This is a genomic window from Rheinheimera soli (assembly GCF_021290985.1).
Classification (GTDB): domain Bacteria; phylum Pseudomonadota; class Gammaproteobacteria; order Enterobacterales; family Alteromonadaceae; genus Pararheinheimera; species Pararheinheimera soli.
In genome coordinates, this window is the sequence record NZ_JAJOYU010000034.1 from 35,185 (window position 1) to 48,119 (window position 12,935).

Consider the following 12,935-nt stretch of genomic DNA (forward strand, 5'->3'; position numbering starts at 1 on the left):
TACGAGCAGACCAGAGCTGGCTTACACCAGCTCTAACATCACTTCTGCTTTACTGACTTCAAACTGCTTAGGTTCATCGACATTCAGCGCTGTCACTACGGCATTCTCCACAACCATAGCGTAACGCTTTGAACGCACACCACCAAAATCGCCAGTATCTGCATCCAAACCTATAGCTTTGGCAAACTTGCCGGCGCCGTCTGCTAAAAACACAATGTCACTGGCGTTATGAGCTTTGCCCCAGGCATCCATCACATAAGCATCGTTCACCGAAGTACAGATAATACGGTCCACGCCTTTATCAAAAAACTGCTGCGCATATTCGATAAAACCTGGTAAATGGGCTGCGCTACAGGTTGGAGTAAAAGCGCCTGGTACTGCAAACAACACCACTTTTTCGCCTTTAAAAACTTCGGCAGTGGTCAGGTTCACCGGGCCATTGTCGGTTAAACGTGCAAAGGTCACTTCGGGTAAGGTATCGCCAATTTTGATCATAAATTTATCCCTTTTAATCCAGCTAATTCAGTTATTCGAGAGCTGCTTTGACATACACATCAAATCTGTTGTTTTTACCTTCGATTTGCATACTGGGTTTTTGCCCGGCTAAAAACTCTGCATAACCAGGCCGCTTTACCACTACTCTTTTGCTCGCCAGTTGCCAGGCTAATGGAAACAAGGCATCTGCATCGTCATCTGTGCCTACCACCTGATGAAAAGCCTGCATCTCTTTTTTTACCAAAGCCGACTTTTCACGAGCCGGAAACATAGGGTCTAAATACACCACATCCGGGCTTGGCAATTGGGTCAGCGCTTGTTGAGACGGCGCAAATACCAATTGCATACGTTCAGGCAACCAATGCGCTAATTCTGGGTCGAGGGCAGCGCGGCGCAAGCCATCCGCCAATAAAGCAGCCACTGCAGGCTGACGCTCCACTAAGGTTACTTTAGCGCCTAAACTGGCTAACACTAAGGCATCACGGCCTAAACCAGCTGTTGCATCTACTACTGTTAAACCCGGTTTTTTGGTTAAACCTACAGCTTTGGCTATGGCTTCACTTTTACCGCCACCAAACTTACGTCTGTAGGTTGCAGCACCACTGGCGAAGTCGACCAGTATATCGCCTTGTTTATTAAGTTCTGTGTTACGTAACACCAAGGCATCGCCTGTCCAGCATAAATACCAGCCTTGAGGGGCATGAGTTGCAGTCAGCCCAAACTGTTGTTGCAGGCTTTCAGCCAATTCAGCAGGAAAGTCAGGCTGGGTTAAATAACAAGTGCTGGACATAGTGTCACTTTAACTTTTCACATCAGATAGAAAACTATAGCTAGTGTAACCGCCCTCACCCTGTTTAAAAAAGGGGTCAGCTGACATTGTTAACAGTTAACAATGTCAGCTGACCCCAATTGATGTTTATAACTTACGGATGTTATCTGCGCCGTCGCGGTCTATCAGGCGAACAAAAGGATCGACACCTACATACAGAGGTTTCTTATCCAGCACCAGCTCAATGCTGTTTTCTCCTGTCACCAACTGATGCTTCTTCAGATAAATCACGCCACTTTCACCAGTGGTTTGATCCGGGTCGACACTGAACACACCAATATCTATTTGCTCAGCCAGCGCTTGGGTTGTTTCAACCCCTTTGTCATCAGCCACTAACTTGTCGGCATGCAGAATCAAATTCAGTTGGAACTTGCCATCGGCCAGCTCTGTTACTTTGGCGTCTTTCACCCGTAAATCATACAAGGTGATGTTATTAAACAAGTCGTCAATAAAAGCCTTTTCTTCCGCCACTGTGTTTTGGCTTAAATAGCTGACCAAATCCAAAGTGGTTGGGAAAGGGTCATTGCGGTAACGATAGCGTTCGTTAAAAGCCTTTAAGTTGGCATTTAAGCGCTCTTCACCTAAACGGTCTTTAATCGCCATCATCACCACTGAACCTTTTTGGTAATGAATATAACCCTGGCCTTCTGAACGTAATAAGGGCTGTTCACCTAAACGCTCAGTAGAGCGGCCCTGTAAATAGCGGTCTAACTCAATTTTCAGGAATTTACGGATCTTGTCGGCACCGTATTTTTTCTCCATCACCATCAAAGCTGAATACTGCGACAAACTTTCCGAAATCACTGCGCTACCCTGCACATCAGCAGCGCCCACCTGATGACCCCACCATTGGTGCGCCACTTCATGAGCCGTAACGTAATACACAGGATCGATATTTTCCGGATCACGCAGGTCGGTAATAAAGCCGATTTGCTCAGAGTAAGGCACTGTATTGGCAAAACTCTGGGCAAAACTGCGGTAACCAGGGAACTCGATAATACGCAGCTGTTTGTGCTGGTAAGGACCAAAAGCAGCAGTGAAGTAGTCTATCGAATCTTTCACTGACTCCACCATACGCTCGACGTTCCATGGGTGGCCTTTGTGGTAATAGACTTCAATAGCCACGCCATTGTGCTGTGCTTTTTTCACTTCATAACGGCCTGAGCTGATGGAGTAGAAATTCACCATAGGCTGATCCATTTTGTAACTGAAGTAATTACGGCCATCCTGTTGCCATTGTTTTTGCAGATAACCAGGGGTTAAAGCCACTTGATCAGCTTCTGTCGATACTGTGGCTTCAAACTGAATAAAATCACCGTCAGCGCCAAAGAAGTTCTGCGTATAAAACTTAGAATCTTCCAGCTTATTGGCACGCTCGTTTGGCTCTAAATCACGTTTTAAGCGCTCGTGTCTGTCTTGCAGCTCGTAACCTTCCTGATAACCAAAAGTTGGCAATAATTCTCTGTTGTTGATAAAAGTACCGTTTTCAACCACAGACGAATCAAAACCTGTTTCGCGCAGCCCCTTAGATTCACGGGTCAGTTCAATAACACCCGCAACTGTAGCGCCAGGAGCGACCGGAGTGCTGAAGGTTAACCATGAAGTACGGAATTTAGCGTCCCGCTCTCCAAGGCTTGCACCTTCAATAGTCACTGTCATTTGCTGAGTATTCTCAGGCCAGTTCACCAGTAGCTTTTCAACAGGCTGTTGCGATTTGTTTTGCCACTGAATTTGCATCCGGGCCAGCACTTTCTGCTCTGATGGATACAGGTCAATTTGCGCATTTACGCTGGTAGTGACTAACACAGGTAAAGTCGCATACTGAATAAAGGCTTTTTCATACTCGGCCTGTAAATCCGTGGTTTCTTCAGCGGTCACGTAGTTATTCAGCACTATGGTTTGCTGATAAATAAAAGCACCTGTGCTTATCGCAACCACAGCAGATACAGCAATAACGGCTTTGCCGGTTTTACCTAAGTGGTAACCCAGTTTGCTCCAGCGCACTTTCAGGCTTTGCAGCGGCCCTCTGTGGTACAAACCATAACCCAGTACAAATAAAATGCTGCTGATAGCTCCCCAATACACCATATAAACCGAATGGGTCGTTAAGCTGCTGGCATATTGATTCAGGTCAGAAAAACCTATGGAGGGTGAAGAGCTGAAGTTATATAAGCTGTGACCTAAACCCCAGGATGCCATCACCATGGTGCTTAAGAAATAGCCAACAAAAAGCCCCATACCGACAAATTTATTTGGGCTTAACACCTGCAGGAAAAACGCCAACACAGCACTCATGATAAAAGGCAGCAGGAAGAAAAAGCCTAAACGGATCAGGTACTGCACCAGCTCAAAGTTTTCAATGCCTTTAATCAACTGGTAACTGATAGTGGTTAAAATACCGATCACAATCAAAGTTGCCATCACCAGCGCCATAGCCAGTAACTTGGCGGTCCAGAAAGTTAAATTCGGCACTGGCATAGTATCGATAATATCGCCCATACCTGAATTGCGTTCACGCCACACCACTTCAGCACTGTAATAGACAATAACAATAATCATCAACAAGCTGACAGAGCCAATCACATGACCCACCATGGTCTGAGTCAGAGGCCAGTTTGAGGTGCCATACCAGCCAAAGTCAGCAAACAGCGGACCTATCAGTTGAGCGACTGTAATTAACCCCAAAATAATAAAAGGTGCAGTCAACAACACTTGCTTCACTTCGAACCTTAACCGAACCCAAAAGGCGGGTAGAAGCGCTGTTGCGGAGGACTTTCTTTGCAAGGTTTCCAGTGACAGTTCAGGCTGTTTCAGTTCAGCTTTCTTCGATTTTTTTCTGTCTTTCCTGTCCAGTGAAGGCAATTTAAATAAACCGGAAAACGCCAGTAAGACGACAGCGACACCCAACCATAACAAGCGGTTTTGCAGTAACACGCCTTCAAAACCAATCAACAGCGTGTTTTTCTCCTGAATAGTCCAGTAACGGGTCACATCAAAAAAGGTGCGTAAGCCAAAAGGATCTAACAAGGCAGCCCAAACCCGGTACTCAGGTAAACGCGCCACTGAACCAGAGACTATATAAAGCACCAGCAGCACCACAGCAATCAGATACAACGCCATCATGGAGCGAAAACGTGCCGCTATGGCATAAAACAGAGCTGAGATAATAAAAAAGCTCGGAACAGATAACACCACAAAGTTATAGGCATAAGCCGACAGCTCTGTTGGCCCAAACCGGCTGGCATCAACCCATGGCATAAAACTCGCGAGTAACATACCCAAAGGCACAGCGATATAGACCAATAACACCACCAGATAGCTGCCAAAAAAACGGCCAAACTGGTAAGCAAAAGGCGACACTGGTTTACTGTAAATCAGCTCTTCCATCTGATGCTGTTGATTGCGCACTGCGCTGCTACCAACAAAGTTCACCACCAGAAACATGGCAAATAAGCTTAAAGTCAGCAGCGTCTGGCCTATAGCAAAAGGGCTATTTTTAAACACCTCGCCGCCACCGCCTATAGTGACATTGTCTGAGGCTACAGATAAAAAGCTGACTAAAAACAGCAATAAACTGACGACATAAAAAGATGGCTGGCTCAGATAATAGCGCAGCTCAAAGCGGGTCATTAAACCAAACATAACCCCTCCTAAGCCGCAGCTTGTGCTGAGCGATGATTGGATAAACAGGAGAAGTACACATCTTCCAGGCCAGCAGCTGTAGCAACAAAACCTTCAGGCGCTTGCTCTGCAAATACATTCAGCACAGTACGACCCGCAAATAAACGCTTGGAGATCACAGGCAAGACTTTTTCCAGTTCAGCCGCTTCCTGTTGTGATACTGTTTTAGTCCAGATCTGGCCTCCCACCTGCTGAATCAAATCCAGAGGGTTGCCTTGTAATAAAATCTGCCCACCGGCCAATACCGCCATAGCAGGACACAGCTCTGCCACGTCGTCGACTATGTGAGTGGATAAAATAATAACTTTTTCTTCACCCAGACTGACCAACAGGTTATGAAATCTATTGCGCTCTTCCGGGTCCAAACCTGCAGTAGGTTCATCGACAATCAACAAATCCGGATTCCCCAACAAAGCCTGAGCTATACCAAAACGCTGGCGCATACCACCGGAGAAACCACTAACGGCTTTGTCTTTATGCTGAAATAAGTTGGTATGAGCCAATAAGCCTTCGACCAGTTCTTTACGCTCTTTTTTCTGCATAAAGCCTTTGAGCACAGCCAGATGATCCAATAAATCAAAAGCACTGATACGTGGATAAACACTGAAATCCTGTGGCAGATAACCCAGCGTTTTGCGAAGCGCCTGCGGGTCTTTTAATACATCAATGCCATTAAATACTATGCTGCCACTGTCGGGCTGCTGCAAGGTTGCGATAGTGCGCATTAACGAAGATTTACCGGCACCATTAGGACCTAACAGGCCAAACATACCTTTGCTGATGGATAAATTGACGTTATTCAGCGCTTTGACGCCGTTGTCATACGTTTTGGTCAGGCCTTTAATTTCCAGCATAGGGATCTCCTTGTTATGGTGCTTTAATACACTAAGTTAACATGGAGTTTAAAGAGTAGTAACTCATCAATGAGTTACAAATGAAGTGAAGTTGTAACAAGTTATTAAAGGGTCAGAGCTTTGACTCTGACCTTTTAACCTACATCTTGAGGCCTACATAGTTATCACCGCAGCTAAAAGCCACCACTTTACTGATTTCCTGCAGGCTTAAGCCAGACTCTTGCTGCCACACATTAAATTGCTGCTGAATTGCTTTTTGGTTTTTCTGACTGCTTAGACCACCTTCTACTACACCAAAGTTACGCAGATAAGCTTCTAAATCCTGACTGAGAATAAAAGTATCTTTACCCAGCACACGCAGAGCATAAGCGCCGGTATTACCGCCTAAACGACAGCCGTGTTTTTTCAGATAACCCCATAAGCCAATAATGTCCTCAGCAGGCCACTGGGCTAAAAAGGCACCAAAACTGCCATATTTGTCAGCCACCTGCTGGATCATCAAGGCGTTATCGCGTATCGCAAATACTTTGGTCGCGTTACGGATAATACGGGGATCTGTAGCTTTCGCTGCTAACATTTCATCACTCATCAGCAGCATTTTTTCAGGTTCAAAGCCAAAAAAGATCTCTTCAAAACCCGGCCACTTTTTCTCCACCACAGACCAGACAAAACCCGACTGAAAGATTTTTTTGCTGAACTCACTTAAACACTCCGCATCTGTCAGCTGTTTGAGCTGCGCTGCAGTTCGGGGTTTATTTAACAAAGCCTGCAATGCTGCCTTGCCACCTTTGCGCTCGGCGGCACGCTGATAAATCAGTTCAAACTTTTCAACAAAAGCCATCAAGGCCTCTCCATTAATTAGTGTCATGTAGGGGCGCGGGCTTGTCCCCGCCCGTACCTGTTCGGGCGAGGATCTCCATCAACTAAGCAGCTATACCCATATGCCGTAATAAGGCCGCATTGGATGGCTCTCGACCACGGAAGGCTTTAAACAGCTCCATAGGTTCTGCGCTACCACCTTTTTCTAAAATGCAGTGCAGGAAATCCTGGCCCACAGCGGCATTAAAAATACCTTCTTCTTCAAAGCGGCCAAAAGCATCGGCAGACAGCACTTCAGCCCATAAATAGCTGTAGTAACCAGCACCATAACCCCCAGCGAAGATATGACTAAAACCATGCTGGAAGCGGTTAAAACGTGGCGGCATGATCACAGAAACCTGCTGGCGCACATCATCCAGAATGTGCTGCACACGGCCACCCAAAGCAGGGTCGTATTCGGCATGCAAACGGAAATCAAACAAAGCAAATTCCAGCTGGCGCACTAAAAACAACGCCGATTGGAAGTTCTTCGCTGCCAGCATTTTATCCAGCATATCTTGTGGCAACGCCTCGCCAGTCTGGTAATGGCCTGAAATAAGCGCCAAAGCTTCTGGTTGCCAGCACCAGTTTTCTAAAAACTGACTAGGTAATTCGACAGCGTCCCATGCCACACCACTGATACCAGCTACATCAGACGCATCCACTTGGGTCAGCATATGATGCAAACCATGACCAAATTCATGGAACAAAGTGACGACTTCATCATGGGTAAATAACGCCGGTTTGCCGCCTACAGGTTTATTAAAGTTACAGGTTAAATAGGCGACCGGATGCTGCAGGCTGCCATCGGCTTTCCAGCGTCGGCCCTGACAATCATCCATCCAGGCCCCACCGCGTTTTTTCGCACGGGCGTACAAATCCAGATAAAAACTGCCACGCAGCTCACCTTTGGCGTCGAAAATATCGTAAAAGCTCACATCCGGATGCCAGACATCGACACCATCGCGCTTTTGAACGCTGATGCCAAATAGCTTACTCAATACGCTGAATAAACCCGGCACTACTTTGCTTTCGGGGAAATAAGGTCGCAACGCTTCGTCAGAAATGGAGTATTTAGCCTGCTTTAACTTTTCAGAGTAATAAGTCACATCCCAGGAATTTAACTCGTCCACGCCAAATTCTGCTTTAACAAAAGCTTTTAACTCGGCCAGATCCTGCAAGGCCTGAGGTTTAGCACGACGGGCTAAATCGGCTAAAAACTCCAGCACCTGGGCCGGGCTTTCGGCCATTTTGGTTGCCAATGATTCTTCTGCAGCGTTATCAAAGTCCAGCAGCTGAGCCAGCTCGTGACGCAAAGCTAAGGTTTCTTCAATAATGGCGGTGTTATCAAACTGACCAGCGGTTGGGCCTTGATCCGATGCTCTGGTGCAATAGGCCTGATACAACTCAGCGCGTAAATCGCGATTGTCGGCATAAGTTAAAATAGCGATATAACTTGGGAACTCCAGCGTAAAGACCCAGCCGGATAATTCTTTTTGCGCAGCAGCTTCTGCCGCTGCTAATTTGGCATCTTCAGGTAAACCAGACAGCAGGCTTTCATCTTCAATATGTTTAAACCAGGCTTGAGTAGCATCCAGGGTATTGTTGGAAAAACTGGAAGCTAAATCGGAAGCACGACTTTGAATTTCACCGTAGCGCTGCTTTTTCTCATCTGATAAACCAATACCGGACAGCTTAAAATCGCGTAAGGCGTTTTGAATCACTTTTTGCTGCGCTGCAGTTAAAGTGGCGTATTCAGCGCTTTGCGACAGCTTTAAATAGGCCTGATACAAACCTTCGTGCTGGCCGACATAAGTGCTGAAATCAGATAACAGCGGCAGGCAGCTTTCGTAAGCTTCACGTAATTCGGGGCTGTTTTTTACCGAATTTAAATGCGATACAGGCGACCAGAATTTGCCAAGCTCATCGCTATTTTCTTCCAGCGCCACAATAAGCGACTGCCAGCTTGGGTTTGGCTCTTTCACTACAGCTTCGATATCTGCGGTGCAAGCAGCGATCAACTGTTCAACACGGGCTTTAATTTGGCTGGGTTCAATTTGACTAAATACGGGTAAGGCTTGGGTCATGGTTTATCTCTTCTGGCCTTTGAAAAAGTGGCGTGTGATTTAACGCTGGGTATAACAGCAGTATTGGGGCTTTTATAACATTCTCAAGCAATTTACTGCAGACACATGGCAGATTTATATGCAGCTTTTGTAAAAACGCCTTGAGTTCGACCACATTACCCTCATATTAAAACTCAACAAATCAACTGCAAGGCTTAAAGATAATGACTGAACATTTTGACTATATCGCCATAGGCGGCGGCAGCGGTGGTATTGCCAGCGCCAACAGAGCAGCCAGTCATGGCCAAAAATGCGCCATTATCGAAGCTAAATTTTTAGGCGGCACCTGTGTTAACGTAGGTTGCGTGCCGAAAAAAGCAATGTGGTTCGCAGGGCAAATTGCCGATGCCATTAAATACGCGCCAGATTATGGCTTAGATGTTGAAATGCCTGCTTTGAATTGGACCAAATTAGTAGAAAGCCGTGAAGCTTATATATCCAGAATTCATGGCTCTTACGACAGAGTGTTGGCGAAAAACGGTGTCACAGTAATCCGTGGTTTTGCCCGTTTTGTCGATAAAAACACCGTCGAAGTGGATGGCAAACTCTATAGCGCTGACCATATCACCATAGCCACTGGTGGTCGTCCTGTACGTCCTGATTTACCTGGCGCAGAACTTGGCATCGACAGCGATGGCTTTTTTGCCTTACAAAGCCAGCCAAAGCGTGTAGCCGTGGTGGGTGCTGGTTATATAGCCGTAGAAATTGCCGGTGTGATGCAAGCCTTGGGCAGTGAAACCCATTTACTGGTGCGTAAAGACAAACCACTGCGTGGTTTCGACCCTATTTTGTCCGACACCTTAGTAGAACTGATGGCCAAAGATGGTCCTAAGCTGCAAAGCCATACCGAAGTCACTTCTGTCAGTAAAAATACCGATGGCTATTTAACTGTTCAGGTATCGACAGGCCAGAACCTGACTGTGGATTGCCTGATTTGGGCTATAGGCCGCGAGCCTGCCAATGACCAACTGCAACTGGAAAAAGCCGGTGTGACGTTGGACGCCGACGGTTTTATTCCAACCGATGAGTATCAGAATACTAATGTGCCTGGCATTTATGCCGTAGGTGATAATACAGGCCGTCTGGCTTTAACTCCGGTGGCAGTAGCTGCAGGACGACGTTTGTCAGAGCGGTTGTTTAATAATAAACCAGACAGCAAGCTGGATTACAGCACAGTGCCGACAGTGGTGTTTTCACACCCTCCTATTGGCACTATAGGCTTAACCGAAGACGAAGCCCGTCAGCAGTTTGGTGATGAGCAAGTGAAAGTGTATCGCAGCGAATTTGCTGCTATGTACACGGCTTTAACCCAACATCGTCAGCTCACCCGGATGAAACTGGTGTGCGCTGGCCCTACTGAAAAAGTAGTAGGTTTGCATGTGATAGGTTTTGGCGCGGATGAAATGCTGCAGGGTTTTGGTGTGGCTATCAAAATGGGCGCCACCAAAGCCGACTTTGATAACTGCGTGGCTATACATCCGACGTCTGCCGAAGAGTTTGTTACTCTCAGATAATGAACAGCTTAAACGGGTCTTAGCTCAGGCTTTTACCCTGCTTTAAAGTCTTGTCAGATCTTAGGGTCAGAGTCAAAGTTCTGGCCCACCCTGCCATACCAATCTGAAAACCGCACAATATCGTCTTCGCCCAGATAAGTTCCGGACTGCACTTCTATCAGTTCCAGTGGTATTTTCCCTGGATTTTCCAGCGAATGGACTGCACCTAAAGGCACATAAACCGACTGATTTTCTAACAGAAAGGTTTCCACACCATCAATAGTCACCAAAGCTGTACCTGCCACTACTATCCAGTGCTCGGCTCTGTGATGATGCATTTGTACCGACAACTTTTGGCCGGGATTAACCGTAATATGTTTCACTTGATGCCGCGCGCCCTGAGCCAGTGAATCACTTTTGCCCCAAGGGCGGTATAGCTCTCGGTGACTTTGATGTTCAGTGCGGCCCAATTCGCTCAACTGCTGTACTATGGCTTTTACATCCTGTGCCCGCTCTTTGGCCGCAACCAGCACTGCATCTCTGGTTTGCACCACCAGCATATCCTGTAACCCCAAAGTCGCCACCAAACCGGTTTCAGCCATAACATAGTTATTCTGGCTGTCCAGACTCAGCACCTCGCCTTTATGCACATTGCCATCGCTGTTCTTTTCTGAGTTGTGCCATAAAGATGACCAGCTGCCGACATCACTCCAATGTGTTTCCAAAGGCACCACCACAGCAGCATTGGTTTTTTCCATTACTGCATAATCCACAGACTCAGACGGACAAGATAAAAATGCCTGCTGATCGACACGGATAAAATCTAAGTCCGGATTTACTTCAGCCATTGCCTGCTCGCAAGCAGCGTAAATATCAGGTCTGTATTGCTGCAGTTCCTTTAGGTAAACACTGGCCTTAAATAAAAACATGCCACTGTTCCAGTAATAGTCGCCGCTACGGATATAAGCCAGTGCAGTGTCCAGCTGTGGTTTTTCGACAAATTGCGCTACCTGATAAGCTGTGGCCTGGTTCAACCTTGTGGTTTGCCCTCTTTTGATATAGCCATAGCCGGTTTCTGCGCTCACAGGCACAATACCAAAAGTAACTAACTGATCCGCCTCAGCAAACTCTGTTGCTGCTGCAACTGCCCGCTGAAAAACCTGATGATCACCTATCAGATGATCTGCAGCCAGTACCAGCAACAAAGGGTCCTGACCTTTTTTAATAGCGGTAAATGCGGCAAGCGCAATAGCAGGAGCTGTATTGCGGCCAGCCGGTTCCAGCACAATATTGTGATGAAGCTGATTGATTTGTCTTAACTGCTCGGCGGCTACAAACCTGTGATCTTCATGACAAATCACCAGCGCAGTTTGTGTGTTCAGTCCTTGCAAGCGATTCAGCGTGGCCTGTAGCATAGTGAAATCACCATCCAGTTTTAGAAACTGTTTTGGCATCAGTTCACGGGACAAAGGCCATAATCTGCTGCCTGAACCGCCCGCCATAATCACAGGTAAAATCATTTGCTCTCCTTCGCCGTTTTGTCTGTAGTGCCGGACCGGCCATCAGGATGAAACTTAGGACCGCACTTTAGCTGTTTTGCTATAGTCAATACAAATCAGCTTCAAGGACTTTGCTCACTTATGCGTCTTTTTGCCTTGTGTTTCTGTTGGATCGGACTCAGTACGGCGTTAGCCAGCGAGCAAAAAATTGCTGTGGGCGCTTCCAACAATTTACCTGCCGATCATCCCAGTATTTTATTGATGGATAAAGCTTATCAGCAGTTGGGCTATCAGATGGTACTGATAGTGATGCCATTGGAGCGCAGCGCCCACGAAAGTAATAAAGGGCAGATACTGGATGCTGAATTAAGCCGCACTGCCCAAGCTGCTGACATGTTGCCAAATATGCTCAGGGTGGAGGTCCCTATAGGCCATATCCGTATTACCGCATTCAGCCGCAATCCCAAGCTAAAAATCGAGCGCTGGCAGGATTTATCAGCCTTTCGTGTTGATGTATTGCGAGGCATTTATCTGGCCAAAGTGAATATGCAGGATCAGGAATACACCGAAGTAAATACCATTTCTCAAGCGATACAACGGCTGTTGTCCGGCCGGACTGATGTAGTTGTAGCATTAGGGGATGAAACAGAATGGCAGTTAAAACAGCAGAAAAATCATGGGATTTACACTATCGCACCTGATTTGGCCAAAACAGAAATCTTTCACTATGTGCACGAACGCCATGCGGCTTTAGTCCCTCAATTGGAAGCCGCATTACGTCAGTTAGTTGTACCGTCTCAGTTATAAGATCGGAAACGCGCCGCATCCAGTATGGCGAATAAGTGGGCAATAGCGCCGATAATGGCAGGAATAACTAACCACCAAAGTGCATAACCCACTACTGTGATAACAAAAAACAGTATAGCGGCCAATAAGCGGCCTTGTAGCAGTTGGCCTAAACCAGGAATAAACAAACTACATAATGCGGCCAATACATTGCCGCCGGATCCTTGTCCTGACATTAATTTTTACTCCAATTCGCTTTAGCTTCAGCTTAACATAACAAAGCTATCTGGAAAGCCGCAGATTTTTTTGTCACA

Annotated in this window: 10 protein-coding genes; 2 read left to right on the top strand and 8 right to left on the bottom strand. The window is 46.6% G+C overall.

Annotated features, from left to right (window positions below; genetic code table 11):
* Positions 1–21: 21 nt before the first annotated feature.
* The 6 genes from LSG37_RS18060 to prlC all read right to left on the bottom strand — a co-directional run bounded on the left by LSG37_RS18060 (position 22) and on the right by prlC (position 8,804).
* Entirely contained in the window at positions 22–495 is a 474-nt protein-coding gene (locus LSG37_RS18060; protein ID WP_233081207.1) for a peroxiredoxin, read from the bottom strand.
* 31 nt (positions 496–526) lie between these two features.
* Complete coding sequence (locus LSG37_RS18065) at positions 527–1,285, bottom strand: class I SAM-dependent methyltransferase (RefSeq protein ID WP_233081209.1); 759 nt, start codon at positions 1,283–1,285, stop codon at positions 527–529.
* A gap of 126 nt (positions 1,286–1,411) precedes the next feature.
* The gene (locus LSG37_RS18070; protein WP_233081211.1) at positions 1,412–4,966 is read right to left on the bottom strand and encodes an ABC transporter permease/M1 family aminopeptidase; all 3,555 of its coding nucleotides are present in this window, start codon (positions 4,964–4,966) and stop codon (positions 1,412–1,414) included.
* 8 nt (positions 4,967–4,974) lie between these two features.
* Entirely contained in the window at positions 4,975–5,859 is an 885-nt protein-coding gene (locus tag LSG37_RS18075) for an ABC transporter ATP-binding protein (RefSeq protein ID WP_233081213.1), read from the bottom strand.
* Between the two features lie 139 nt (positions 5,860–5,998).
* Positions 5,999–6,700: a DNA-3-methyladenine glycosylase I gene (locus LSG37_RS18080; RefSeq protein WP_233081215.1), complete on the bottom strand. Its 702-nt coding sequence runs from the start codon at positions 6,698–6,700 to the stop codon at positions 5,999–6,001.
* 82 nt (positions 6,701–6,782) lie between these two features.
* Positions 6,783–8,804, bottom strand: a complete 2,022-nt coding sequence (gene prlC, locus LSG37_RS18085; RefSeq protein ID WP_233081217.1) for an oligopeptidase A — start codon at positions 8,802–8,804, stop codon at positions 6,783–6,785.
* A gap of 203 nt (positions 8,805–9,007) precedes the next feature.
* On the opposite strand from prlC, the gene gorA reads away from it, so the two are divergent.
* The gene (gorA, locus tag LSG37_RS18090; protein WP_233081218.1) at positions 9,008–10,357 is read left to right on the top strand and encodes a glutathione-disulfide reductase; all 1,350 of its coding nucleotides are present in this window, start codon (positions 9,008–9,010) and stop codon (positions 10,355–10,357) included.
* A gap of 53 nt (positions 10,358–10,410) precedes the next feature.
* Here gorA and LSG37_RS18095 read toward each other — a convergent pair whose 3' ends face one another.
* Positions 10,411–11,856 carry a mannose-1-phosphate guanylyltransferase/mannose-6-phosphate isomerase gene (locus LSG37_RS18095; RefSeq protein WP_233081220.1) on the bottom strand — a complete coding sequence of 482 codons (1,446 nt, stop codon included), beginning with the start codon at positions 11,854–11,856 and terminating at the stop codon, positions 10,411–10,413.
* Between the two features lie 120 nt (positions 11,857–11,976).
* Here LSG37_RS18095 and LSG37_RS18100 point away from each other — a divergent pair, with 120 nt between their 5' ends.
* Positions 11,977–12,642: a substrate-binding periplasmic protein gene (locus tag LSG37_RS18100; protein ID WP_233081222.1), complete on the top strand. Its 666-nt coding sequence runs from the start codon at positions 11,977–11,979 to the stop codon at positions 12,640–12,642.
* Here LSG37_RS18100 and LSG37_RS18105 read toward each other — a convergent pair.
* On the bottom strand, positions 12,633–12,857 hold the full coding sequence (locus LSG37_RS18105; protein WP_233081224.1) for a hypothetical protein: 225 nt from the start codon (positions 12,855–12,857) through the stop codon (positions 12,633–12,635). The genes LSG37_RS18100 and LSG37_RS18105 overlap by 10 nt on opposite strands.
* Positions 12,858–12,935 lie beyond the last annotated feature (78 nt).

Excerpts from the sequence above, each read along its gene's own strand:
- LSG37_RS18060 (WP_233081207.1), bottom strand. The coding sequence starts at position 495 with ATGATCAAAATTGGCGATACCTTACCCGAAGTGACCTTTGCACGTTTA.
- prlC (WP_233081217.1), bottom strand. The coding sequence starts at position 8,804 with ATGACCCAAGCCTTACCCGTATTTAGTCAAATTGAACCCAGCCAAATT.
- LSG37_RS18100 (WP_233081222.1), top strand. The coding sequence starts at position 11,977 with ATGCGTCTTTTTGCCTTGTGTTTCTGTTGGATCGGACTCAGTACGGCG.
- LSG37_RS18075 (WP_233081213.1), bottom strand. The coding sequence starts at position 5,859 with ATGCTGGAAATTAAAGGCCTGACCAAAACGTATGACAACGGCGTCAAA.
- gorA (WP_233081218.1), top strand. The coding sequence starts at position 9,008 with ATGACTGAACATTTTGACTATATCGCCATAGGCGGCGGCAGCGGTGGT.
- LSG37_RS18105 (WP_233081224.1), bottom strand. The coding sequence starts at position 12,857 with ATGTCAGGACAAGGATCCGGCGGCAATGTATTGGCCGCATTATGTAGT.
- LSG37_RS18095 (WP_233081220.1), bottom strand. The coding sequence starts at position 11,856 with ATGATTTTACCTGTGATTATGGCGGGCGGTTCAGGCAGCAGATTATGG.
- LSG37_RS18065 (WP_233081209.1), bottom strand. The coding sequence starts at position 1,285 with ATGTCCAGCACTTGTTATTTAACCCAGCCTGACTTTCCTGCTGAATTG.
- LSG37_RS18070 (WP_233081211.1), bottom strand. The coding sequence starts at position 4,966 with ATGTTTGGTTTAATGACCCGCTTTGAGCTGCGCTATTATCTGAGCCAG.
- LSG37_RS18080 (WP_233081215.1), bottom strand. The coding sequence starts at position 6,700 with ATGGCTTTTGTTGAAAAGTTTGAACTGATTTATCAGCGTGCCGCCGAG.